Genomic DNA, 25,603 nt, shown 5'->3' with positions numbered 1-25,603 from the left:
GCGCCTCGTGAGTCGGGTACGCGTGGGCGTGGGCACGCTGGCCGGCGGCGATCAGGAGTGCGGCAGCGGCGGCGCGTGCGGTGGTTTGCAGTTTCATCGGGGGACTCCTGCGCTTAGAAGAGGGGTTTGCCGAGCGAATTCGGGAACATGTCGTCGAAGTACAGGTGCGCCTGAACCAGTACGCCCACATGGGTGCCCGTGGCGCGGTTCACCGGAATCTGCGCTTCGATGCCGAACTGGCCATAGCGGTTAAGCCAGATCAGGCCGGGGTTGATCGTGCCCGTCGTCTGGCCGGCACAGTCGCCCGCCGTGCAGGTGCTCATCGGGAACTCGACCACCGGAACCAGATTCGCAAAAGGCTGCGGCAGGCCCAGATCCTTCACCTGGTTCTGCAGGTAGGGAATGCTGTACTGCACTGTCACGCCCCAGCCGACCGAATTCGGCCCGTTGTCGGACGAAGCGGTCGTGATGTTCGGGCCGATCGTGCCTGTTACGGCGAGCGGGCGCAGATAGCCGAGGCTCGCGGGCAAGTCGCCGAAGCCCTTGCCGAGGTAGACGGTCGGGGTGAACGTCGAATACGAAGCCCCGATTGCCTTCGAGCCCGTGCCACCAACGGTTGCGAGGAGCCCGACCGACGCCATGAACTCATGCCGCGCATTCGCGTAGGCGAGGTACTTCGCACCGAGTGTGAGGTCGTCCCAGCCCTTCGCCGAGCCGTCGGGGGAGTTCTGGCTCGAGTAGTTGCCGGCGATGCTGACCGCGAGGTTCTTCGTGATCAGCTTGTCCCACTCGTACGACACGGTGTTCACGTTCATGTCGTCGCCGTTGCTGTCCGGCGTCTTGATGTGGTTGAACTGCATGTTGAATTCGTCGCCGACGCCGGGATCGTCGACCGCCATCGTGGCGGGAAAGACCCGGTCGCCGACCACTGCGTGCGCGTACGCAGCGGGGGAACCGGCCATGCAGGCGAGGGCGCCCGAAATGAGCAAGGCGGCGCGCGCAGGCGCGACGTAGCGTGCGAAAAGCGTACGCATAAGGTGATTCTCCTGATTCTTGACGTGTGTTGTCGCCGTCGCGCGCAGGCGTGACGGCCCGCCGCGACGGTGCGCGCGGCGGCGTTGTTGTGGTTGCTTGCTTGTGTCCGTGCGAGGCGACGCGACACGAGACGAGGCGAAGCGGATCGGATCAGATCAGATCAGATCAGATCAGATCAGGAGAAGGCGGGCGGCGCGCGCGGCTGCGCTGCCGACCAGGTCGTGAGGCTGAGGACTTCGTGGTTGGTGTAGTTCACGTTCGCGCGTTCGACGGCGAACGTAACCGGGAACTGCACGGCCGTGCCCGGCAGAACGGGCACGTTGGCGAACAGCGTGCAATACGGGCAGGCGTCGCCGTGCTGCGCTTGCGAATGATGCGGCGAGCCGTGCGAATCGGCGGCGGCATCGTCTCCCATCGCGCAGAACGACGAATGCATCCCGCCCGCGCGATGATGTTCGACCAGCGTCTGCGAAATGGCCGGCGCGAGCACGCTCATCAGGATTGCAAGCAATCCGAGCAGGCTGCCGAGTTTCCGTAGACGAATGCGTGACATGCTGCGCGTGGTGCAGGCGCGTTGTAAGCGCGGTTGAGGTGCACGGCAAATGCCGTGCGTTGGTTCAGTGCTGCGTGGCCTATGCGGCCTCTATGTGGCGCGGAAAAGCACGCCAACGGATCGATCAATTATGCCATGTGCTTTTTGCGCAATCGGACGTGTGCGGCTATGCCGCAATACGATGTGGTGAAACAGAAACGCACCAATTCGCGCTGACGCTAATGCGATCGATATCGATGCGGGCGTTGCCGGATGTCGCCGTCGCGCGGCTTTAAACGCACCGTGCTAACGTTGCGGTCGGCTGCCGCACCGCATGCTGTTGGCGGCGCGGCGAGCGCTTTGCGCACTACACGTCTTGTTCAGGAGGGAAATCTCGTGGTTTACGAAATGGCACACATCACCGTGCACGCAGGCAAGAACGCCGAATTCGAAGCAGGGGTGAAGCAGGCGATCCCGTTGTTCAACCGCGCGCGCGGTTGCCGTCACGTCGAGTTGCAGCGTTCCATCGAGGAGCCGAACCAGTACGTTCTCGTCGTGCAGTGGGACACCGTCGAAGATCACATGGTGCACTTTCGCGAGTCCGCCGACTTCCAGGTGTGGCGCGAGCTCGTTGGCCCGTACTTCGAGAAGCCGCCGGTTGTAGGGCACACGCAAGTCGTCGTCAAGTAAAGCGAGCGAGCCGGGGCACTCGATTCGCGCGTGCCCCGTGCGTGCCCGCGCTCAGGCAGCAGCGCGCCGCGAGCGCGGCGCTCGCGCTTACTGCGGCGGCAAATACCGCAACGGATCGACGGGCTTGCCGTCGTGCCGCACTTCGAAATGCAGCATGACGCGATTCGCATCGGTCTTGCCCATCTCGGCGATCTCTTCGCCCTTCGTCACCGAATCGCCTTCTTTCACTTTCAGGTCGCGGTTGTGCGCGTAGGCCGTGAGGAAGGCCGAATCGCTCTTCACGATGACCAGATTGCCGTAGCCGCGCAGGCCGTTGCCTGCATACACCACCCGGCCGCTCGCGGCTGCGCGCACCGGTTCGCCGGGATTGCCGCCGATGTCGATGCCCTTGTTGCGCGTGTCGTCGAAGCGTCCGAGCAGCGGGCCGTGGACGGGCCAGCTCAGCGCGATGACGCCGTTGTCGGGGGCGGAGGCGGGCGCGGATACGGGTGCGGGTTCGTCCGCCGAAGCTGCGTTGGCCGACGCCGCCGGGGCGACGCGGAGCAGCTGGTTCACTTCGATATGGTTCGCGTCGGCGAGGTTGTTCCAGGCGACGAGATCGTGATCGCTTCGCCCGTTCGAGCGTGCGATGCGCGAGAGCGTGTCGCCGGGCTGGACGCGATAGTAGCCGGGCCGCGCAGGCTCGACCGCAACAGGCGGGGGCGCGACGGGGGCGACGTTGACCGGCGCGGGCGCCGGTGCGCTCGCGCGGGCGCTCAGGTCCGTGACGGGTGCAGGGTCGAGCCGCGTGGCGCAGGCCGACAGCACGCAGAGCGCCATGGCACAGACGCCGCGCTGCGCCGTGGTCAAACCGTGGCCTGGGAGATTTGCTCGCATCGTTCTATATCTGCCTTTTTGATTGCGTGACGGCGCGGCATGCCGTCGGGCACGCCAGCGCACTCGACAGTCAACGATTCGCGAGCGTCGATGGTTGACCGCCGAAGCGCCCGAAATTGCCCCGTGCGCAACGTTTGCGACGTTTGCAACGTGCGCAGCGTCTCAGGCGTGTGCGCCGTTGATCGCGAATCCATCCACATAGGCGTGCGGATCGCCGCCGTCCCAGCAGCGGCCGTCGATCAACACTTGCGGCGGGCGCTCGGCGGGCAGGCCGATTTGAAGCGATTGCGCCGCTTCGCAATAGAGTGCGGTCTGGTTGATCGCCTGCGCAATCTCGCGGTAATCGCCGCGAAAATCGTCACGTCTGGCCATCAGCCCCCAGCGTTCGAATTGCGTGAGGAACCACACGCCTTCCGAGGTGTGCGGGTAGTTGACCGCGCCATCATCGAAAAAGCGCACCGGCGCTACGCTCGCGTGCGCCGCCTGCTCCAGCCGCGAGGCGATCACTTCCGCATCGACGCCGACGAACTCCGGGTGCGCGAGCCATTGCGCGATTTCGCGCCGATGGCCTGCGCCATCGAGCCAGCGGCAAGCCTCCAGCAGCGTACGCACGAGGGCCTTCGCGGTGCGCGGGTACGCGCGCACGAATTCGCGTCGGCAGGCCAGCACTTTCTCCGGATGATCGGGCCAGATCGCACCGCTCTGCACGACGGTGCGGCCCACGCCGCGTTGCTGCGCGAGCGCGTTCCAGGGTTCGCCGACACACAGGCCGTCGAGCCGCTCCTGTGCGAGCGCCGTCACCATCTGCGGCGGCGGGATCACGACGCTCTCCACGTCGCGCAACGGATGCACGCCCTGCGCGGCAAGCCAGTAGGCGAGCCACATCGCGTGCGTGCCGGTCGGGAACGTCTGCGCGAAAACGGGCTTGCGCCCGAGCGCCGCGAACGCGCGCGGCAGCGTGCCGTGCGTGGCGAAGGCATCGGCGAGGCGGTTCGACAGCGTGATGGCCTGGCCGTTGCGCGCGAGCACCATCAGCAGCGCCATGTCGGCCTGCGGCCCGCCGAGGCCGAGTTGCACGCCGTAGACGAGCCCGTAGAGCGCATGCGCGGCGTCGAGTTCGCCAGCGAGCAGCTTGTCGCGCAGCGCGGCCCACGACGGCTCGCGTGACAGCTCCAGCGTGAGGCCGTGCGCGTGGCCGAATTCGAGCAGCTTCGCGGCGACGATTGGCGCCGCGTCGGAGAGCGGCACGAAGCCGATCTTCAGATGCGTCCTTTCGGGCAGTGCGTCCGCGGATGCCGCGTCGGTGAGAGCGTTCGGGTTCATGGGCGTCGCTTCATTCATGCGATTTGGCCGCCTCGACGATCTGCCGGGCGGCCTCGGCGAGCTTCACGCTCTGGTTCATCGCGTGCTTGCGCAGCGCGGCGTAGGCGGCGGGCTCGGTCATCTTCTGGCGCTCCATCAGCAGCCGCTTGGCGCGGTCGATCAGCTTGCGTTCGGCGAGTTCGTTCTCGGCTTGCGCGAGTCGTTCGCGCAACTGCGCTTCCTGCGCGAATCGTGCGAGCGCGACTTCGAGGATCGGCGCGATCCGCTCGCTCGCGAGCCCTTCCACGAGATAGGCCGTCACGCCCGCGTGCACGGCTGCCCGGATCAACTGCTGGTTCGCGTCGTTGCTGAACATCAGCACGGGACGCGGCGCGGTGGCGTTCATCACCGCGAGTTGTTCGAGCGTGTCGCGCGAGGGCGATTCGGTGTCGATGATGATGACGTCCGGGCGCGCGTGCTCGACCACGCGATGCAGATCCTGCGGCGTGGCCGGATCGGGCAGCATGTCGTAGCCGAGCCGCGCGAGCGCTTCGCGCAGATCGCCGATAGGTTTGTCGGTGTCGGTGACAAGCAAGACGCGCATGGAGGGTGGCGAATTTCTATCCTGCGAGGGTGGCCGCTTCGCACATGCGCCGCAATTCGGGCACGCACGATCCGCAAACCGTGCCGCAACCGAGCGACGCTTGCAGGCCCGGCACGGATGCGCCGCGCGCAAGCGCCGCCTGGATCTGCGTCGCGCCGACCTGCATGCAACTGCAGACGATGCGCTCACGCGGCGCGCTGGCGATCTTTCCGGCCAGGTGCGCCGAAAATGCGCCGAGGCGCGAACCGCGCCACGGTTCGCGTGCCCGCACGGCGGCGAGCAGCGTGTCGGCCTGGGTGGTGTCCCCGGCCAGCACGAAACCTTCGATGACGTTGTCGCGCCAGCGTGCGCGCTTGTCAAGGCCGCGCCGCGTGTCGCGGTATTCGAGCGTGTCGTCGTCGGGCAGCAGACCGAGCGCGGCGTACAGGCGCTCGAGCCAGTGAGCGGGCGCTGCGGCGTCGGCGGCGCGCACGATCAGGAGATCGTCTTCGATGGCGAGCGCCGCATAGCGGCATGCGCCAAGCAGCGGCTGAACGGCCGCCTGAAGGGCCAGCGCGTCGCCGCGCCGCACGGCTACGACGCGCCAGGGCAACGCGACAGCTTCGACGCGCACCGCCGCGTGCTTCAGTTCGGGCTGCGACGAACGCGGATCGGCGGCGGGATCGCTGACCTCGTTGATGCCGCTGCTCGACATGAACTGCGCGTTCCAGTGCATCGGCACGAACAGCGTGCCCGAGCGCACGTCCTCGCTCGCGTGCACGGGCAGCACGAGTTCGCCGCGCCGGCTGATCACGCGCACGAGATCGCCCTCGCGCAGGCCGCGCCGCGCGGCGTCGCCGGGGTGCATGTCGAGCGCCGGCTCGCTCGCGTGCGCGAACAGACGGCCGCTGCGGCCCGTGCGCGACATGCCATGCCACTGGTCGCGCAGGCGTCCGCTCGTGAGACGAAACGGGAAGCGCGCATTGACGGCGTCGGCGGGCGGCTGATAGTCCGGCGCGTGAAAGCGGGCGCGGCCATCTTCGGTGGCGAAGCGGCCATCGGTGTAGCGGCGCGCCTGACCGTACGCGCTGCCTGCGGGGAAGGGCCACTGTTGCGGGCCGCGTGCATCGAGCAGCGCATAGCTCAGGCCGCCGATGTCGAGATCGCGGCCTTCGGTGAGCCGCCGGTGTTCGTCGAAGATCGGCTCCGGCGCATCGAATGCAAAGCGCGACGCATGAGGTATGCGGCCTAGCCGACGCTCCAGACGCTGCGCGACTTGCACGGCAATCCACCAGTCCGGCTTCGCCGCGCCCGGCGCATCGACGGCTGCATGCACGCGCGAAATCCGGCGCTCCGAGTTCGTCACCGTGCCGCTTTTCTCGCCCCAGCTGGCGGCGGGCAGCAATACGTCCGCATAGGGCACGGTGTCGGTTTGCGTGAACGCTTCCTGCACGACGACGAACTCGGCCTTTTCGAGCGCCTCGCGCACGCGTGTGCTGTCGGGCAGCGAATGCGCCGGGTTCGTGCAGACAATCCAGACCGCCTTGATGGTGCCCGCGCGCAGCGCATCGAACATGTCGACAGCGGACAGTCCCGGGCGCGCCGAGAGCGCTTCGGCTTCGATGCCCCATAGCCGTGCAACTTCCTCACGCTCCGCCGCGTTGCCGATATCGCGATGCGCAGCGAGCATCGTCGCCATGCCGCCCACTTCGCGCCCGCCCATGGCGTTGGGCTGACCGGTCAGCGAAAACGGTCCCGCGCCGGGTTTGCCGATTTGCCGCGTCGCCAGATGCAGGTTGATGAGCGCGAGATTCTTGTCGGTGCCGTGGCTCGACTGGTTCAGTCCCATGCAGTAGAGCGACAGCGCCGCGTCGCTCGCGCCGAACCATTCGGCCGCCTGAATCAGGTCTGCTTCGGCGATGCCGCACAGTTCGGCGGCGATCGCGGGCGTGAACGTCCTCACCGCCGCTTTGAGCGCCTGGAAACCTTCGGTGTGCTGGTCGATGAAGGCGCGATCGACGAGTCCTTCCCAGATCAGGTGATGCAGCATGCCGTTAAAGAGCGCGACATCGGTTCCCGGTTCGATGGCGAGGTGCAGGTCGGCCATCGCGGCGGTGTCGGTGCGGCGCGGGTCGATCACGATCCAGCGGATCGACGGATCGGCCGCCTTCGCCGCTTCGAGTCGGCGAAACAGCACGGGATGCGCCCACGCCGCATTGCTGCCCGCGAACAGCACCGTGCGTGCGCATTCCAGGTCGTCGTAGCAGGTGGGCGGGCCGTCGGCGCCGAAGGCCATCTTGTAGGCGGTCACGGCGCTCGACATGCACAGGCGCGAGTTGCTGTCGATATTGTTCGTGCCAATCAAACCCTTCGCGAGTTTGTTGAACACGTAGTAATCCTCGGTAAGCATCTGACCGGAGACGTAAAACGCCACGGCGTCGGGGCCGTGCTGTTCGACGATGCTCGCGAAGCGCCCGGCGACCGCATCGAGCGCGACCGGCCACTCGACCGCCGTGCGCGGCTCGCCGCGCCGCACGCGCAGCTCGGGCGCAAGCGCGCGGCCCGTCGTGCTGCGCGCGGTATCGGCGAGGGCCATGCCCTTGCTGCAAAGCTGGCCGCGGTTCGCGGGATGATCGGGGTCGCCGCGCACGCCGGCGATGCGGCCGTCGACCGATTCGATCAGCACGCCGCAGCCGGTGCCGCAGTAGCAGCAGGTGGAGCGCGTCACGGTCTTCATGGTCGTCAGTCCAGGCAGACGAACACGGCGCCGTCTTCGACGCGCACCGCGAAACGATGCGCGCAGCCCACATCGGGCGCGCGCGCCTCGCCGCTCGCGAGATCGATATTCCACGCGTGCAGCGGGCAGGTGACGCTCTCCCCGTGCACGATGCCGAGCGAGAGTGCACCGCCCTTGTGCGGGCATCGGTCGAGTAGCGCAAACACGTCGTCGAGCGCGGTGCGAAAGAGCGCGATGTTGCCGCTGTCGCGTTCGAGCACGCGGCTGCCGAGGCGCGGAATGTCCGCGACTTCGCAAACGCGGGTCCAGGTGGGCGTGGTTTTCATATCCATGTGCGTGTCCTCAGGCGACGACCTTGAGCGGAATGTACTGAGTGCGTTGCGTACCGGCGACGCGCGTCTCCCACGGGTCCGGCAGACCTTCGAGGGAATACAGCAGGCGTTCGTAGAGCGCGCGGCGATTGCTTGCGTCCTCCACGACTTTTTGCTTCACGTAGTCGAGCCCCACGCGCGCGATGTAATGCACGGTGCGGTCGAGGTAGTACGCTTCCTCGCGATAGAGCTGCAGGAACGCGCCGGTGTATTCCTTCACTTCATCGGCGGTTTTCACCTTGCAGAGGAACTGCGCCACTTCGGTCTTGATGCCGCCGTTGCCGCCCACATAGAGTTCCCAGCCGCTGTCGACGGCGATCACGCCGACGTCCTTGATGCCCGACTCGGCGCAGTTGCGCGGGCAACCGGAGACGGCGAGCTTGACCTTATGCGGCGACCACATGTTGGCGAGCATCGTTTCGAGGTCGATGCCCATCTGCGTGCTGTTTTGCGTGCCGAAGCGGCAGAACTCGCTGCCCACGCAGGTCTTCACGGTGCGGATCGATTTGCCGTAAGCGTGCCCCGACTTCATGCCGAGATCGCGCCAGATGTCCGGCAAATCTTCCTGCTTCGCGCCGAGCAGATCGATACGCTGGCCGCCCGTGACCTTGACCATCGGAATGTGGTACTTGTCGGCCACGTCGGCGATGCGGCGCAGCTCGGACGGATTCGTCACGCCGCCCTTCATCTGCGGGATCACGGAGAACGTGTTGTCCTTCTGGATGTTCGCGTGCAGCCGTTCGTTGACGAAGCGGCTTTGCGGATCGTCCACGGCTTCGCGCGGCCACGTCGACAGCAGGTAGTAGTTGATGGCGGGACGGCAGCTCGCGCAGCCGTTCGGCGTGTGCCATTCGAGGAAATCGTAGACCTCGCGGTGCGTGAGCAGATGGTGCTCGCGGATCGCCTTGCGCACTTCGGCGTGATTGTGCGCGGTGCAGCCGCAGATCGCCCTGGTTTTGGGCGCTTCCTGGAAGCTGGAGCCGAGCGTGTTCATGAGGATCTGCTCGACCAGCCCCGCGCACGAGCCGCACGAACTCGCCGCCTTCGTGTGCTTCTTCACGTCGTCGAGCGTGAAGAGACCCTTCTCGGTGATCGCCTTGACGATGGTGCCCTTGCACACGCCGTTGCAACCGCAGACTTCGTCCTTGTCGCTCATGGCGGCGGCGCGGCTTTGGCCCTGCACGCCCGCGTCGCCAATGCCCGTTTCGCCGAACACGAGGTGCTCGCGCAACTCGCCCAGCTTGCGCTGCTCGCGCAGGAGGCGGAAGTACCACGCGCCGTCGGCGGTATCGCCATAGAGGCACGCGCCGACGAGTTTGTCGTCCTTGATGACGAGCTTCTTGTACACGCCGCCCGCCGGATCCGAAAGCACGATCTCCTCCGTGCCGTCGCCGCCGAGGAAATCGCCCGCGGAAAAGAGGTCGATGCCGGTCACCTTGAGTTTCGTCGAGAGCACCGAACCCTTGTAGCTGCCGATGCCCATCAGCGCGAGGTGATTCGCGCACACCTTCGCCTGTTCGAAGAGCGGCGCGACGAGACCATAGGCAACGCCGCGATGATTCACGCATTCGCCCACGGCGTAGATGCGCGGATCGTAGGTCTGCATCGCGTCGTCGACGACGATGCCGCGCGAGCAATGAAGGCCCGCCGATTCGGCCAGCGCGGTGTTGGGCCGGATGCCCACGGCCATCACGACGAGATCGGCCTGCAGCGCATCGCCATCGGCGAAGCGCACGCCGGTCACTTCGCCTGCCTCGTTGCCGGTGATTTCCACCGTCGCCTTGTTGAGCAGGAACTGCAGCCCGCGCGCTTCGAGCGAGCGCTGCAGCAGCTTGCCCGCGGTGGCGTCCAGTTGCCGTTCGAGCAGCGTATCGGCGAGATGCACGACGCTCACGTCCATGCCGCGCAGTTTGAGCCCGTTGGCTGCCTCGAGCCCGAGCAGTCCGCCGCCGATCACCACGGCGTGCCGCTTGACGGCGGCGGCGTCGATCATCGTGTGGGTGTCGTGGATGTCGCGATACGCGATTACGCCTTTGAGCGTGTTGCCCGGCATCGGTGGAATGAACGGCGTCGATCCGGTGGCGATCAGCAGGCGGTCGTAGGGCGCTTCGGTGCCGTCCCCGGCCACGACGACGCGGCGCATGCGGTCGATGCGCTCGACGCGTTTGCCGATATGCAGGCGAATGCCGTTTTGCGCATACCAGTCGAGCGGATTGAGCACGATGTCGTCGAAGTTCTGCTCACCGGCGAGGACCGGCGAGAGCAGGATGCGGTTGTAGTTCGGATGCGGTTCCGCACCGAACACGGTGATGTCGTAGTGGCTCGGCGCGAGTGCCAGCAGCTCTTCGAGCGTGCGGATGCCGGCCATGCCGTTGCCGATGACGACGAGCTTCGGTTGCGTATTCATTTGATGCTCCTCGCAGTGAATTCAGACGCGCGCCGCGGCCATCGACCACGCATTGCGCCAGCGGTGCTTCACGTTGCGCATGCCGGCCCAGCCCGCGAAGGTGAGGCATGCGAATAATGCGAGACCCCAGGCGTAATCGCCGGTGGCCTGCTTGATTGCGCCGAGGCTCGCCGCGAGTGCGAAACCGCCCACGCCGCCCGCCATGCCGACGAGTCCGGTCATCACGCCGATCTCCTTGCCGAAGCGCTGGGGCACGAGCTGGAACACCGCGCCGTTGCCTGCGCCGAGGCAGAGCATCGCGGCGATGAAGAGCAACACGCTGACGACCGGGCCGCCCGGGTGAAACGCCGCCGCACCGATAAGCAAGGTCACGGCGCCGAACACGTTGAGCAGCGAGCGCGTGCCGCCGATGCGGTCGGCGAGCAACCCGCCGACCGGGCGCATCGCGGAACCGGCGAACACGCACGCGGCGGTGGCCCATCCGGCGAGCTTCGCGTCGAACGCGAACTGATCGTGGAAGAAACCGGGCAACGCGCTCGCGAAGCCCGAAAAGCCGCCGAACGTGAGCGAATAGAAAAACATGAACCACCACGTATCGCGGTTGCGCAGCATGCGCGCGTAGTCGGACAGATGCTTGCGCTGGACGATGCCGGGCGCGTCCTGCGCGCAGACCGTATACACCGCGAGCGCCGCGATGAGCGGAATGCAGGCCATGCCGAAGACGTTCTGCCAGCCGAACGCGACAGCGAGCACGGGTGCGAAAAGCGCGGCGAGCACGGTTCCCGAATTACCTGCGCCTGCAATGCCCATTGCGGTGCCCTGGTGCTGGGGCGGATACCAGCGCGAGGCGAGCGGCAACGCGACGGCGAACGAAGCACCTGCCACGCCGAGCGTGATGCCGAAGAAGAGCGCTTGCGCCAGCGTGTGCAAACCGACGCGCCACGCCACCAGCAGGCTTGCGATGACGCACAACTGGCCGACGAGTCCTGCGCGCTTTGCACCGATGCGGTCCGCGAGCATGCCCATGAACACGCGCAGGATCGCGCCCGCGAGAATCGGCGTGGCGACCATGAAACTGCGTTGCTGCGTGGTGAGTGCGAGCGTGTGGGCGATCTGGATCTGCAGCGGTCCGAGCAGATACCAGACCATGAAGCTCAGGTCGAAGTAGAGGAACGCCGAGAACAGCGTCGGGGTGTGGCCATTGCGCCAGAAACTGCGATCCATGTCGGCTCCGTCGTTGGATCGTACCGGTAGGAGTGAACCGGATGCGACGAACGTCGAGCGTCATTGCTCGACAAAGTTCGGCGGCTGCTGTGTTGTACGGCGATGTCGCGCAATACGGCAGCCACGATACGGAGCGGCGCGCGAGGTGAATCGGCGCCTGCTTTCGGCTCTCGCACCATTGCAGGAGCCGAGCGTTGTTTTGCAAGCACCGTGCCAGCTTGCAGCAAGCGCGCAAAGCGTTGCTGGATGGGGTTTTGCGGGAAATGGACGGAGCCCGGCTGGTGCACCGCAGCAGTGCGAAGCAAACCGTGCCGCACTCAACTGGCGCAGCGGCCGCACGCGAAAGCGGCGGCGCGCATGCGCTCGCGGCTACGAGCGGCTACCGGCGGCTACAAGTGGACACCAGCGGATACCAGCGTGCTACAACTGATTGGGAATCCAGCGCCGGTTCTGGACGTCGTATTTCCAGTGATCGAAGAGTTGTGCGCCCTTCGTGCGCGGCTCTTGCGGACGCGGCACCTGGTAGTAGCGGCCGGTCACGAGCGTCTTCGTGACATCGACGCGCAGGAAGCCGTGGTGATCGTCGGAATAGGTTTCGAGCGTCACCGTTTCGCCGTCGCCCGCATCGAAGCTCACGGGCGCGACCATTTTTTCGCCGTTCACTTTCATGATGGTGTGCAGGTTGTGATAACCGCCTGCGCCGGTGACGAGATGCGGCACGAGTCCGCGGTCCGGATGCACGCTCGAAATGCGCTGGTAGTTATGGACGTGGCCCGTGAAGATCATGTCGGGGTAGCGTCCCGCCGCCTTGCTCGCATCCTCCAGCACTTTGCGCATGCGCGAACTGCCCGAGTGGTAATCGTCGGCGGAATAAAGCGGGTGGTGGAGCGCCACGAAAAGCGGCAGACCGGGATCGAGCGTACGCATTTCCTCGACGAGCCATTCGGTTTGCGGCGCGACGATCTCGCCGCCTTCGGGCACGTTGCTGTACAGCCCGACAATCGAACACAGCGGCGTGAGCAGCGTCCAGTAGCAGTTGGGCTGAATCATCGCCGTGCGAAACGAGCCCTGCGATTCGGGCGTTTTCGTGCCTGGGCGACTCGCACAGAAGTTGCGCATGAAACCGTCGAGCGTCTGGTCGCCTGCGAGATTTTCGCCGTCGTGATTGCCGGGCACGGCGAACACGGGACGGTGGTAAAGCTCGTAGGGCTCGTAAAACTGGGCGTAATACTGGCTGACCTGGCCGTTGAAATAGACGCAATCGCCGGTGATGTACAGAAAGTCCGGCAAGGCGCCGTCCCTGGCCGGTTTCGCGAGATCGGCTTCCATGCCGGCAGCGACCAGTTCCTGCGGCACCGCATAGCTGATGCCGCCCATGTCGCCGTTCAGGTGAAAGACGAGGCGTTCGCGCTTGACGATGGCTGCGTAATCGGCGGCGCTCAGGATGTCCTTGAGATCGAGCCGGAACGGGCTCGCGCCGGTGGGCGGCGGAAGATCGCGAAAGTGCGTGTCGCGCGGCGGATCGCGGTGAATGGCGTAGCTTGCGTGCGAAGGCCGCATCCGGCCAAACGTGTGTCCATTCGAACCCTTCGAAACGGTCATGACGGTCTACTCCTGCAATCGCGCGCGAAGCACGCGGGAAGTGGTCGTAGCGGGGCTGTTATGGCCGCGAGAATCCGGGCGGCCTTGCGCTCGCAGCGCTTATGCCGAATCTGCCGATTACATCGATCACGCCGATCACGCCGTGGCGCTGACGCCTTTCATCGCGCGCCATCTGCGGATGACCCATTTCTCCGCTTCGACGACGAGGAAGAACACCACGTCCGCCAGGAGCAGCCACGGCCACACGCTGGCAGGCAAGGCCGCCGTGCCGAACAGTTCCTGAAGGGGCGGCGCATAGGTGAACAGCAATTGAAGAACGATCACAGAACCAATGCCCATCAGCAAATAGCGATTGCCCATGTGCGCCTTGATCGATAACGACGATTCGACCCGATAGCGGGTATTGAGCAGGTAGAAGATCTGGCCGAACGTGAGCGCGTTGACCGCGGCCGTGCGGGCGACCGCGTCCGGCATGTCGTGGCCGATGGCCCGGAAAAACACCCACAGCGTCAGTGCGACGAGGCCGAGACCGACGAACGCGACGCGCCACATGCCGAATCCGGTCAGGATGGGCCGCCCTGTTTTTGCGGGCGGCCGGCGCATGACATCCGGTTCGTGCGGTTCGAACGAAATGACGAGCGCGAGGGCCACCGACGTCACCATGTTGACCCACAGCACCTGCGGCGTCGTGATCGGCATCTGGAAACCGACGAGGATCGCGGCCATGATCACGACGCCCTGCGCCACGTTCGTCGGCAGCATGAACAGGATGGCTTTTTCGATGTTGTTGTAGACCGTGCGGCCTTCGCGAACGGCGGCCGTGATAGACGCGAAGTTGTCGTCGGCCAGCACCATCGCGGCCGCTTCGCGCGTGACCTCGGTGCCCTTTATGCCCATTGCCACGCCGATGTCGGCCTTCTTGAGCGCGGGCGCATCGTTCACGCCGTCGCCGGTCATCGCGACGATCTGGTTGTCCGCCTGCATGGCCTTCACGAGCCGAAGCTTGTGCTCCGGACTCGCGCGCGCGAACACGTCGACCCGCTCGACTTCCGCCTGTAGCGTTGCGGAATCCATGACTTCGATTTCGGCGCCGGTCAGTGCGGTCTTGCCGTCGCCAATGCCGAGCATCCGCGCAATCGCGGCAGCCGTGATCTTGTGGTCGCCCGTAATCATCGTGACGCGGATGCCGCCCGCGTGGCATTCCTTGACGGACTCGATGGCTTCCTTGCGCGGCGGATCGAGCAGGCCGATCAGCCCGAGCAGCACGAGCGTCGCGGGCAGGTCGGACGGCGTCAGGCTCTGGCTGGCCGTGCCCGGATTGTCGAGCCACGCGAGCCCCAGCACGCGTTCGCCCTGTACGGCCAAGCGATCCGATGCCTGCAGGAAATAGTCGAGGTCGAGCGGCTGCGGGCCGTTGCGGGTCTGCTGGCGGTTGCAATGTTCGAGGATGACTTCGGGCGCGCCCTTGACGAGCAGGCACTGCGCGCCGCTCGCGTCCTCGTTCAGCGTGGCCATGAACTTGTGTTCCGACTCGAACGGAATGACGTCGGCGCGCCGGTAGGTGGCTTCCAATGCGTCGCGCGCGAGGCCGATCTTCGCCGCGAACGGATACAGCGCGCCTTCTGTCGGGTCGCCCTCGACTTTCCAGATGCCGTCTTCCTGACGCAGTTCCGCGTCGTTGCAGAGCACCGAGACGCGTCCCATCAGATCGAGCACAGGATCCTGCGGCGCGGGTTTGCCGTCGTGCAGGACGCGTCCTTCCAGTGCGTAGCCCTGGCCATCGACCTCGTAGGCGGCGTCGGCAGTCACGGCGGAGACGACCATCATTTCCATCAGCGTCAGTGTGCCGGTCTTGTCCGAGCAGATCCGCGACACGGAGCCCAGCGTTTCGACTGCGGGCAGATGCCGGATGATGGCGTGGCGCTCCGCCATGCGCTGCACGCCGATGGCGAGCGTGATCGTGATGATGGCGGGCAGGCCTTCCGGAATGACCGAGACGGCAATGCCGACGACCGCCTGGAAGATGTCGACGAACGGCAACCGCTCGATCCAGTGACCGTAGGCAAATACGAGCGCGCTGACCACGAGAATGACGGCGGTGATCGTATGGCCGAACTTCGTGATCTGGCGCAGCAGCGGCGTTTCGAGCTTGTCGACGGAAGCCAGCATCTGGTTGATGCGGCCCAGTTCGGTGTTGCTGCCGGTTGCGACGACTACGCCAGTGGCGCGCCCCGACACGACGAGCGTGCCCGAATACGCCATGCTGTGGCGGTCGCCGACGGTCGCATTCGCGGCGGCGGGATCGACCGACTTGTCGCTCGGCACCGATTCGCCCGTGAGCGCCGCTTCTTCCGTGCGCAGGTTCTTGATCTCGACGAGCCGGAGATCGGCCGGCACCTTGTCGCCCGATTCGAGCAGCACGATGTCGCCGGGGACGAGATCTTCCGATGCGATCATGCGCGCCTCGCCGTCGCGCAGCGTTCTCGCTTCGGCGGACAGCATGTTGCGAATCGAATCGAGCGCCTTTTCGGCCTTGCCTTCCTGGACGAACCCGAGCACCGAATTGATGACGACGACGCCGAGGATGACCGATGCGTCGATCCACAGACCGAGCATGAGCTTGACGAAGCCGCAGCCGAGCAGCACGTACACGAGCACGTTGTGAAACTGGTTCAGCAGCCTGCGCAACTGACTTTGCTTGCCGGTTGCCGGAAGCCGGTTCGGACCATATTGCCGAAGCCGCGCAGTGACGTCCGCGGTGGCGAGCCCCGCCGCCGCATTCGTGCCGAGCCGCTTGATCGCCTCGTCACCGGTCACTGCATGCCAGGCTGATGCCTCGCCCTGCTGAATCCCGCTTGCCGCGTCGTTCATCGCTCTCTCCACAAGACTGTTGCGGATGCGATCCTTCGAAACCGCGAAGCCACTCACCGAACCCCGTCACGGCGAGCTTGCGGCCGTTCGCTTGCCGTTCCGGCTGGGTCTGCTGAATTCGGGGTCTGCGGGGGCGAGCGCCGTCCGCTTGAGAAGGGTGCGCGCTTATTCTGACAGACAGTCAGGGTTGTCGCTCGCTGGCGTGGTTTTGGGTGCTGCGCGTTCTGCCGTGAATGCGTTTATAACCCCGTCTGCGCGCGCTGGCGGCAGAAGCGATGGGGCGCAGATTGTCGATGGGGTGGTCGTAGCTGCGCGTGCGTTATCGATGCGCACACAAGGATTCGGAGCGCGGAAGTTGTGTGCAGGCGCAACGCTTTCGGGAGCCGCAAGCCGCATGCGCGGCGATGGGTCCGATGAGCGGCATCGAATCGGTCATCGCTATCGCCGCAGTTTTTGCAACCGGCTTTCGCAACTAACTGTCCAACCCCGTCCCACCAGCCGGGCAGGCGTTCGCAGCACATTGAGCTGCGAACGCCTGTGAGTCGAAAGCGTCGGCCAGAAAGGTGAAGCGGGGTGAAGCAGAGCGAACGGTTGCGCCTGCGCGCGCTTAACCAGCCTTGCGCACCGGGGGGAATCGTCGCTTGCTGTTGCTCATGCGAATCCGGCGAAACCGCTCTTTCTTGTGCTCTTCCTCGAAGTGCGCGAGCGAAAGCTTGACCAGATCGCTGCGCGAAACGATGCCGATCAGCTGCATCGTCGTGCGGTCGGCGACCACGGGCAGCCGCTCGAGGTCGTGGATCGCGAGCCGCGTCGCAATCTGCCGGCAGGTTTCCTCGGGCAGCGCCACGTCGGGCACGCGGGGCGCCAGAAGCGCGCCGAGCGTCGTGCCGGCGGCGTTGCCCTGCAGCCCGTCGAGCATCGCGCGATCCACTACGCCGAGCACCGCGCCGTCTCGCACGACGGGCCATGCGCGGCGCGTCTGCGTTGCGCCGAAGAAGGCCGTGAGCGCGTGATCAACGGTGGTGTTCGCATCGATCGTTTCGACGTTGTGCGACATCACCTCGTTCACATAGTGACGCTCGAGCGGATCGACGCCGTACTCGCGGTAGATGTGATAGCCGCGGCGCGCGATCTTCTCGGTCATGATCGAGCGCTTCATGACGATGGTGGCGAAGCTGTGCGCGATCAGCGTGGCCGCGAGCAGCGGCAGCAGCGCGTTGCTGTCGTGCGTGAGGCCGAACGCGAAAACGATAGCCGTGAGCGGCGCGCCGAGCGTCGCGCCGAGCGTGGCCGACATGCACACGAGCGGCCACAGCGCCGGATCGCCGCCGGGCAGCACGTGGCCGAGCACGGCGCCGAGTCCCGCGCCGAGCATCAGCAGCGGGGCGAGCACGCCGCCCGAAGTGCCGGAGCCGAGTGCGACGACCCAGATGATGGCTTTCACGACGAGGATGCCGATGGCGGTCTCCCAGAAAATATGCTGGTGCAGCAGGTCGCCGATGACGTCGTAGCCGACGCCGAGCGCGCGCGGCTCGAAGAAACCGCCGATACCGACCACGAGGCCGCCAAGCGCGGGCCACCAGCTCCAGTGAAGCGGCAGGCGTCCGAACAGATCTTCGATCTTGTAGAGCGAGACCGACAATCCCGAAGCCAGCGCGCCGGACAACAGGCCCGCGATGATGCACGAACCGAGTGCGAGCGCATGAGGCGGCGGCGTCTGGAGGGCGAACAGCGGCTCGACGCCGAAGAAGGCGGCGCGTGCGAATCCCGCGACGGCGCACGCGAGCGCGACCGGCAGGAAGCTGCGGGGCCGCCATTCGAACAGCAGCAATTCGACGGCGAGCAGCACGCCGGCGACGGGCGTGCCGAACACGGCGGTCATGCCGGCTGCCGCACCTGCGACGAGCAGCGTCTTGCGTTCGGCGGAGGTGAGCCGGACGCACTGCGCCAGCAGCGAGCCGAGCGCGCCGCCCGTCATGATGATCGGGCCTTCGGCGCCGAACGGTCCGCCGCTGCCGATTGCGATGCCGGACGAAAGCGGCTTGAGCACCGCGACTTTCGGCGACATGCGGCTTTTGCCGAACAGGATCGCTTCGATGGCTTCGGGGATGCCGTGACCGCGGATGCGATCGGAGCCGAAGCGCGCAATCAGGCCGACCAGCAGCCCGCCCAGGGTCGGGATCAGGATCACCCAGGGGCCGAGCGTGTTGAGCGCGGGCGAATGATCGGCGAACGAAAAGCGGCCGAAGAAGAACAGGTTCGTGAACAGGTGAATCAGGCTCAGCAGCGCAAAGGCGGCGAGCGTGGCGAGCAGGCCAATGACGGCCGCTAGCGCGGCGACGCCGGGCAGGCGGTTATTGGCGGAAAAGTCGCGCTTGTGTGAATCGGCATGCATGGTGGTCAAAGATCGATTTGCGGAATCGTAAAGGTCCCGTCGAGCGAGTTCAGCTCGGTGCGGTGCAGTTCGGCGAGGCGCGCCAGTTGCTTCTCGCCTTCGGCGCGCAGATGGACTTCCACCTGGCGGCGATCGTGCTCGCTCACCCGGCGCTCGACGAGGCCGTGTGCCTCGCAGCGCGTCACGAGCGCGACGACGCCGTGATGGTGTGCCTGCAGGCGCTCGGCCAGTTCGCCGACCGTGGCCCAGTCGCGCCCCGGGTAGCCCTTGACGTGCAGAAGCAGCAGATACTGCAACGGCGTGATGCCATCGGCGTGCGCGGCTTGCTCGGAAAAGCGCTCGAAGCGCCGCATCTGATAGCGGAACTGCGACAGCTGCTCAAAATCGCGCTTGTCGAGTGCGCGGGTACTCTGCTTCATCGGACGGTCCTGGAAAGCTGGTGAATCGGTTAATACATCATAATATGATATATAGGCCCGCATGAGGGCAACAGATTGGATTGTGGGGTTTCAGGCGGTGAGCGGCCTGCCGGGCTGCGACTGGCGATAGAGACCGGAAATGAGGTCTGCCTGCGTGACGATGCCTGCGAGACGTTTCTGGGCGTCCACAACCGGCACGTGGTGATGGCCGCGGCCCGCGAAGATCGACATGAGTTCGGCGACCGGCGTGGTGGCGGTGACGGTGCGCACGGGCGCGCTCATCAACGTGCGCACCGCTTCGCCGGTGCCGGTGCGCGGGGCGAACCGGCGCGCGATGCGGGTGAACAGCAAGCGGCCGGGCCAGGCGTCGCGGCCCGTGTCGGCGAGATCGGTGCGCGTGACGATGCCCTTCACGTGACGCTGCGCATCGACCACGGGCAGCGCCTTGATGTCGTGGCGCCGCAGCAGGCGGCGCGCGTCGCGCACGGTGGTGTCGGGCGAGATGCTGACGACATCGTGGGTCATCACGTCGGCGCAGGTCAGCTCGCCGAACGTGCGTGCATAGGCACGGATTTCGGTCGCGCGCAGGATCGCCTCGAGATCGGCTGGATCGACGTCGAGCATTTCGTTTTGCTCGCGCAATACGGCTTCGAGGTCCGCGCGCGAAAAACCGCGTTGCGCGGGGCCGTGATGGCCCGCGCGTTTGGAGGGCCGGTGCGGATAGCGGTGCCCCGTCGCGGTGTGAAAGATGAGTGCTGCGCCGAGCAGGAACGCCGACTGGAGCGCGACAGGTTCGAGCACGAACCGGTAACCGAGCGCGTGCACCGCCGGTCCTCCGACCACGGCCGTGAGCGCGACCGCGCCTGATGGCGGGTGAACGCAGCGAAACGCGAACATGACGGCAATGGTGAGGGCAATGGCGACCGCGGCAGCGGCGATGGGATTGTGCAGCAGCAGTGCGCTGGTTACGCCGACTGTCGCCGCAATCAGATTGCCGCCGATGATCGACCACGGCTGCGCGAGCGGGCTCGCCGGCACGGCGAAGAGCAGCACGGCGGAGGCGCCCATCGGCGCGATCAGGTACGGCGTGGTCGAGGCCGATCCGAACAGCCAGTGCGCGAGGCTTCCCGTCAACGCGACGCCGAACAGTGCGCCTGCGCTTGCGCGCATACGCTCCTGCCAGCGGATGAAAACACGCGCGGGGGTGAAGCCGGTGAACCAGCGGGCGGATGTCGAACTTGACACAATCAAAAAGGGGTCTGGAGAGAGGCGGAATTCAGCGGCGGTAGAAGAAAATGGGCTGCGGCATTATATCGCAACGTGATATATATTGCGACGGTCAATTCGTTTTAACCCTGATTTCAGGGCCGTTCATGCCCGATGCCGTTCCCTGCAATGACAAAGCCACGCTGATTCAAAACCTGAAATTAAAAAGGACTGCAAATAATAAAGCCGTGAGTATTGGCTGAATAATCGATTGGGGCGGCGGGTAAGGTTGCGCGTGACCGGTGCGGGCAACCGGTCACGCGAGACTCATCTGTGGTTCAGCGACGGCTCAGGTGTGCGACTGCGGGCGCTGGTTCGCGGCGGCCGTGCTGTTCGGCGCGGGCGTCGGCTTGCCCGGTGCCTGATGATGATGCTGGGGTGACTGACGCGCCTGCTGCGATCTGGACCGCGCGGGTGACGAATGCAGCTGATGCGTCTGGTGCGTCTGGTGTGTCTGGCGCGCCTGATGCGCCTGATGCGCTCGCGCCTGCCGTACCGGCGGGGCGTGCCGCGTGGGTGGCGGAGTCACGTGCGCCTTCTGCATCGGCAGATGGCCTTCGTGGTGAGCCATGACGAGCCGCAGTTGCGAGCGCCGGTGGAGCAACTCGCCGCGCCGGTCGCCATGGGCGTAGAGGCGGCGATGGCGTCGGCCGTCGTGGCCGACGTACCAGAAGTACGTATTGCCGCCTGCGAAGACGATGTCGCTGTCGAGGGCGACGGAAATATACGCGTCGTAAGGCTCCGGCACGTAGACGGGCTCCGCGGCGACAACAACCGGTTGCGGCGGGGGCGGTGCAGCGACGACTGCCGTGGGCCGCGCAGGATGAGCGGCGACACGTGAATCGGACATGCAGCCGCTCAGCAGCAGCGTCGCGGCCAGGGCGCCGAGGGCGAGCGTTTTACCGTTCAAACAAGACTCCATCACGATGGTTGATACCTCAACCGGTTAACGGCACGTTCGGACGGCTGCTTGAGAACATGATTACGCGTGACGGGTATTCGCGAGCCGCGCGATCCGGCCCGTTCGGGCTGCGATGGATGCGGCTGCGATTGAGCGCTGCCGCACTGCAGCAACCGCTGCTCTGTGTTGTAGTTCTTACCGGCGGCTGTATGAAGAAGACGCAGCGAAGACGAGGCGGCACGCCGGATACCGCGATTGCTATCCGTGCGTCGGGCGAGACCGTGGCGACGAGCTTCGGCCAATTCCCGGTTTGGTATGGGCCTTGCTTTGCATGAAGACGCAATCGCGCTTTTCTTCGTGTGCGCGCCGCAGCGCGTGCGGCGGGCCGACCCTGTTCGTTCCGAACTTCTAGACTGGAGGATATCGGGCTTGCTCAGTCAAGGTTCGCCCGCGCGTGCACATGTGCGCGCCTGTGCGATTCAACTTCCGAGGCAACAATGAAAAAGCTGCTGCTCGTTTTCGCGCTGTTCACATGGGTCGCGTCTGGCGTGCCCGCGCTCGCGCAGACTGCCGTGGATCAGTCGGACCCGCAGGCGCTCATCAAAACCGCCACCCAGCAGGTGCTGGACGAAGTGCGGGCGCAAGCCATCGCGCCGGAAGATATCGCGCGTATTCGCGACATCGTCGACCGGGACATCCTGCCGTACGTCGATTTCAATCGCACCACGCGGCTCGCGATGGGCCGTCACTGGCGCACGGCCACGCCGGAGCAGCAAAAGCGCATTGCGTCGGAATTCCAGTCGCTGCTCATTCATCTGTATTCGGGTGCGCTCGCGCAACTGAAGCCCGACCAGCAGATCAACTACTTGCCGATGCGCACGTCGCCGGGCGACACCGACGTGGTCGTCCGAACGCTTGCACAAACGAACAGCAAGCCCGTCGAGATCGATTATCGTCTGTACAAGACACCCCAGGGCTGGCGGCTCTATGATCTGAACGTGCTGGGCGCGTGGCTCATCCAGACCTACCGGCAACAGTTCAACGAGAAAATCCAGGAGAGCGGCATCGATGGCCTTATCCAGTTTCTCAGCGCGCGCAACCAGGAGCTCGTCCCGGGAAAATCGTGAGGCAGGCCGCGTGTGGCTTGTACACGGCTTGTGTATTTCGTGCGCCGCGTGCCCGATTGACTCATGAAACCTCCGCGCTACGACATGAATTTCCCGATGCCCCCGCAGGGCAGGCGCAATCGTGTCTTTCCGCCGACCCCGCCGACGCTGCATAGCCTCGCCGCCGTGATTACCGGCGTGATTGTCGTGTGCGGGCTGTACTTCGGGCGCGCAGTGCTGATTCCGATCACGCTTTCCGTGCTGCTGAGCTTCCTGCTCGCGCCGCTCGTGACGATGCTGCGCCGCCTGCATCTGGGCTCGTTTCTGTCGATCTTCCTTGCCGTGCTTGCCACGGTGCTCGCGCTGGCGGGCATTGGCACGCTGATCACGGCGCAGATCGTTCAGCTTGCAGCCGATCTGCCGCAATATCAGGAGGCGATCGAGCAGAAGGTGGAGACGGTGCAGGAAAAGACCGTGGGCCGCGCCGATCTGCTGATGAGCCGTGCGGCCACCGCACTACAGCGCGTGACGCCTGCGCCGCCGCCCGCACCGCCGTTGCCGCACGGGCACGCGGCGCGCAATGCGCCTGGCGTGCCGACGCCGGTCGAGGTCCACCCGCCCGCACCCACGCCGATGCAACTTGCGCGACGGGCATTCGCGCCCGTCATCGCGCCGCTCGAAACGGGCTTTATCGTGCTCGTGGTGACGATCTTCATCCTGCTGCAGCGCGAAGATCTTCGCGACCGGCTCATCAGCGTATTCGGTTCCGAAGACCTGCATCGCACCACGACCGCCATTAACGATGCATCCGAGCGCCTCTCGCGCTACTTCGTCGCGCAACTGGGCGTGAATGTCGCGGTGGGCGCGATCATCTCGATCGGGCTCGCCATCGTCGGCGTGCCGGGCGCGCTGCTGTTCGGCGCGGTGGCCGCGTTGCTGCGCTTCGTGCCGTACATCGGCATCTGGATTGCCGCGGCGCTCGCGACGGTGCTCGCCGCCGCCATTCAGCCGCAATGGACGATGGCGGTTTCGACGCTGATTCTCTTTATCGTCGTCGACGTGGTGGCTGGGCAATTCGCGGAGCCGATGCTCTACGGACGCCGCTCGGGCCTTTCGCCGCTCGCGGTCGTCGTGGCGGCGATCTTCTGGACCTGGCTCTGGGGGCCGGTCGGACTCGTGTTGTCGACGCCGCTTACACTGTGCATCGTCACGCTCGGGCGCTATGTCGACCGGCTCAACTTCCTGACCATCCTGCTCGGCGACCAGCCCGCGCTCACGCCCGCGCAGATGTGCTATCAGCGGCTGCTCGCAGACGATCCGCGCGAAGCGTTGCTGCAGGCCGACCGGCTGCTCGCGGGCATGCCGCTCATCGATTACTACGAGCAGGTGGTGTTCGAAGGCCTGCGCTTTGCGCGCAACGATGCGCTGCGCGGCGTGCTGCCCAGCGAACAGGTCGCGCGGATCAATCAGGCGCTGCGGGATATCGTGGAGGACCTCGAATCCGTCGACGATTCGCGGCATGTTACGGGTGACGAAAGCAGCGGTGACGGCGCCGCCACCGTTGCAGGGGCAACCGCTTCTGACCCGGGCGCGGTGCTGTGCGTGCCGGGACGCGGCGCTTTCGACGAAGTGGTCGCCGCGATCGTCGCGCAACTGCTCGTGCGGCGCGGCATTGCCTGCGCGACGACGAGCTATGAGCAGGTGCGCGCCACGCGCGCCGCGATGGTGGATGCGCAGCACCCCGCTGTGATCTGCGTGGTGTCGCTCGATGCGCCCGAATCGCCGCCGTATTTGCGCAATCTCGTGCGACGGCTGCGCGAGCGGACGGCGCAAGCGGTGATCGTTGTGGGTGTGTGCGGATCGCGCGGCGAGGACATGCCCCTCACGTCCGACGATCCGAATGCGCGGATGGCGGCCACGTTAAGGGATCTGATCGACGAGTGCGCGGGTGCGCGCGTGACGTGATCCTTCTCCAGGATGACGCGGCACGCAGAACGCCGCTTTGGCGTTGATTGTGACATTCATGAAGATGTCACGGTAAACCGCGAACATACGAGGCTCCGTGCCTATTGGCGCGGCATGATAGTTACTGGAAGACGACACGTTGCTGAGTCCGCACGAAATTGCCACGCTGATGCTGGTCCGCCATTCGCCGGACCAGATCGATATGAATCGAACTGAACTCGACACGCTGATCGAGCGGCGGCTGCTCGCGCTGGAGCAGCGCACCGAAGGTCGCCTGAGGCTTTCGCTGACGAAAACCGGCCGTCAGTTGCTGGAAGCGGTCGGGGGTCTGGATCCCGCTCTGCCGAGGGCGCGCGACGCCATCGGCTTCGGTCGCTGCATCGCCTCCGTCTAAATTCTTTCCCGCCTGATTTTCCGCACGCATTCATTCGCGCATTCAACCGCGCATTCATCCAATATCGCAAACAGAATCGGATGAGATGCCGAATGCGCACAGCATGGCTGCCCGAGTGCAGCCATTTGTATTTGTATCTTCGCTTTGCGCGACGCGCCGACATTCACTGCGCGACTCAAACCAAAACGCTGCCTCGCCTGGCTGAGCATATTTCCTCGCATCTTCCCGTTACCGCGCGTCGCCTTCCTGTACGGCGGAGCGTGTAGTCGTGCATCGGCCGGAATCGCATGACATCCACGCGAGATTCGCGAACGGTATGGATTACTTCATACAAAAAGCGCACCGTTCGCGCTGTTTCTATTCACCAGGAATTTATCCTGAAATTTAGCCAAACCGTATGGACGTGTTTGGTAACCATGTGTTTTACTGCTTGCTCGATACACCACATGGCGCACCATGCATGGCGCATGACAATGTCTGTCGTACAAACGTCACGTCACCTGGGTAAGCTCAAGCGTCCGCGACGCCCACGCGCGAGTGGTGAGTCGAGCGACTGTACTTTTGTGCGGAAGCGTCCTTTATACGGAGCCCGTATTTTGATTCGCATTTCTGAGGATTATGTCGTTTCAAAAGCTGCGCGTCCGGGCAGCGCCAGGCTTTGCGATTGGCGCGCCTATACGGCGGCCGTCATTGCTCCGAAGCCCCACATCGACGCATTATTTCCCGTACGCGGCGCGCTTCACTGGCGCAGACGCCTCGTTCGCACAGGATTGCATTCGCTTCCCGCAGAGCGGGCGGATCTATCCTGATCCGCCCCACGGTTTTCTTGCCGACCCTGATCACGTGATGCCCCCAAGGGCCACAACTATCGCAACGCGGCGCGTTTGCACGGCGCGATAGTCGACAGCGGCGGATTTCAGTAAGAGG

General features: G+C 65.3%; 19 protein-coding genes. 4 read left to right on the top strand and 15 right to left on the bottom strand.

Annotated elements, in window-relative coordinates:
- Positions 1–113: 113 nt before the first annotated feature.
- Together Q0L30_RS20735 and Q0L30_RS20730 are read right to left on the bottom strand one after the other, a co-directional pair.
- Complete coding sequence (locus Q0L30_RS20735) at positions 114–1,034, bottom strand: transporter (RefSeq protein ID WP_296660512.1); 921 nt, start codon at positions 1,032–1,034, stop codon at positions 114–116.
- Between the two features lie 176 nt (positions 1,035–1,210).
- Entirely contained in the window at positions 1,211–1,588 is a 378-nt protein-coding gene (locus tag Q0L30_RS20730; protein ID WP_296660509.1) for a DUF2946 domain-containing protein, read from the bottom strand.
- A gap of 375 nt (positions 1,589–1,963) precedes the next feature.
- Here Q0L30_RS20730 and Q0L30_RS20725 point away from each other — a divergent pair, with 375 nt between their 5' ends.
- A complete protein-coding gene (locus Q0L30_RS20725) occupies positions 1,964–2,257 on the top strand; it encodes an antibiotic biosynthesis monooxygenase (protein WP_296660506.1) in 294 nt (97 codons plus the stop codon).
- A gap of 87 nt (positions 2,258–2,344) precedes the next feature.
- Here the strand turns inward: Q0L30_RS20725 and Q0L30_RS20720 are convergent, their stop codons facing one another.
- From Q0L30_RS20720 to Q0L30_RS20660, 13 genes are all read right to left on the bottom strand, one after another.
- Positions 2,345–3,133 carry a peptidoglycan DD-metalloendopeptidase family protein gene (locus tag Q0L30_RS20720; protein ID WP_296660505.1) on the bottom strand — a complete coding sequence of 263 codons (789 nt, stop codon included), beginning with the start codon at positions 3,131–3,133 and terminating at the stop codon, positions 2,345–2,347.
- Between the two features lie 162 nt (positions 3,134–3,295).
- Complete coding sequence (locus Q0L30_RS20715) at positions 3,296–4,456, bottom strand: CmpA/NrtA family ABC transporter substrate-binding protein (protein WP_296660502.1); 1,161 nt, start codon at positions 4,454–4,456, stop codon at positions 3,296–3,298.
- 10 nt (positions 4,457–4,466) lie between these two features.
- Positions 4,467–5,039, bottom strand: coding sequence for an ANTAR domain-containing response regulator (locus Q0L30_RS20710; protein WP_296660500.1), 573 nt, complete (start codon positions 5,037–5,039; stop codon positions 4,467–4,469).
- 16 nt (positions 5,040–5,055) lie between these two features.
- Entirely contained in the window at positions 5,056–7,755 is a 2,700-nt protein-coding gene (locus Q0L30_RS20705; RefSeq protein ID WP_296660497.1) for a nitrate reductase, read from the bottom strand.
- A gap of 5 nt (positions 7,756–7,760) precedes the next feature.
- Positions 7,761–8,087 (bottom strand): nitrite reductase small subunit NirD, encoded by a 327-nt coding sequence (gene nirD / locus Q0L30_RS20700; protein ID WP_296660495.1) that lies wholly within the window; start codon positions 8,085–8,087, stop codon positions 7,761–7,763.
- A 10-nt stretch (positions 8,088–8,097) separates the two neighbouring features.
- Positions 8,098–10,533, bottom strand: coding sequence for a nitrite reductase large subunit NirB (gene nirB / locus Q0L30_RS20695; RefSeq protein ID WP_296660492.1), 2,436 nt, complete (start codon positions 10,531–10,533; stop codon positions 8,098–8,100).
- Between the two features lie 21 nt (positions 10,534–10,554).
- Entirely contained in the window at positions 10,555–11,757 is a 1,203-nt protein-coding gene (locus Q0L30_RS20690) for a NarK/NasA family nitrate transporter (protein WP_296660489.1), read from the bottom strand.
- A gap of 420 nt (positions 11,758–12,177) precedes the next feature.
- Positions 12,178–13,359, bottom strand: coding sequence for a metallophosphoesterase (locus Q0L30_RS20685; RefSeq protein ID WP_296660486.1), 1,182 nt, complete (start codon positions 13,357–13,359; stop codon positions 12,178–12,180).
- Positions 13,360–13,494: 135 nt separating this feature from the next.
- Complete coding sequence (locus tag Q0L30_RS20680; RefSeq protein WP_296660484.1) at positions 13,495–16,230, bottom strand: HAD-IC family P-type ATPase; 2,736 nt, start codon at positions 16,228–16,230, stop codon at positions 13,495–13,497.
- Positions 16,231–16,837: 607 nt separating this feature from the next.
- The gene (locus Q0L30_RS20675; RefSeq protein WP_296660481.1) at positions 16,838–18,625 is read right to left on the bottom strand and encodes a chloride channel protein; all 1,788 of its coding nucleotides are present in this window, start codon (positions 18,623–18,625) and stop codon (positions 16,838–16,840) included.
- 5 nt (positions 18,626–18,630) lie between these two features.
- Positions 18,631–19,044, bottom strand: coding sequence for a MarR family transcriptional regulator (locus Q0L30_RS20670; RefSeq protein ID WP_296660479.1), 414 nt, complete (start codon positions 19,042–19,044; stop codon positions 18,631–18,633).
- Positions 19,045–19,134: 90 nt separating this feature from the next.
- The gene (locus tag Q0L30_RS20665) at positions 19,135–20,214 is read right to left on the bottom strand and encodes an HPP family protein (RefSeq protein ID WP_296660476.1); all 1,080 of its coding nucleotides are present in this window, start codon (positions 20,212–20,214) and stop codon (positions 19,135–19,137) included.
- 385 nt (positions 20,215–20,599) lie between these two features.
- A complete protein-coding gene (locus Q0L30_RS20660; protein WP_296660474.1) occupies positions 20,600–21,220 on the bottom strand; it encodes a hypothetical protein in 621 nt (206 codons plus the stop codon).
- Positions 21,221–21,708: 488 nt separating this feature from the next.
- Between Q0L30_RS20660 and Q0L30_RS20655 the strand changes: the two genes are divergently transcribed.
- The 3 genes from Q0L30_RS20655 to Q0L30_RS20645 all read left to right on the top strand — a co-directional run bounded on the left by Q0L30_RS20655 (position 21,709) and on the right by Q0L30_RS20645 (position 24,676).
- Positions 21,709–22,338 (top strand): phospholipid-binding protein MlaC, encoded by a 630-nt coding sequence (locus Q0L30_RS20655; RefSeq protein WP_296660471.1) that lies wholly within the window; start codon positions 21,709–21,711, stop codon positions 22,336–22,338.
- A gap of 84 nt (positions 22,339–22,422) precedes the next feature.
- Positions 22,423–24,282, top strand: a complete 1,860-nt coding sequence (locus Q0L30_RS20650) for an AI-2E family transporter (protein WP_296660525.1) — start codon at positions 22,423–22,425, stop codon at positions 24,280–24,282.
- A gap of 139 nt (positions 24,283–24,421) precedes the next feature.
- On the top strand, positions 24,422–24,676 hold the full coding sequence (locus Q0L30_RS20645) for a hypothetical protein (protein WP_296660469.1): 255 nt from the start codon (positions 24,422–24,424) through the stop codon (positions 24,674–24,676).
- Positions 24,677–25,603 lie beyond the last annotated feature (927 nt).

The sequence above is a fragment of the Paraburkholderia sp. genome (assembly GCF_024281035.1).
Classification (GTDB): Bacteria; Pseudomonadota; Gammaproteobacteria; order Burkholderiales; family Burkholderiaceae; genus Paraburkholderia.
This window is presented reverse-complemented; position numbering and strand designations above follow the sequence as displayed.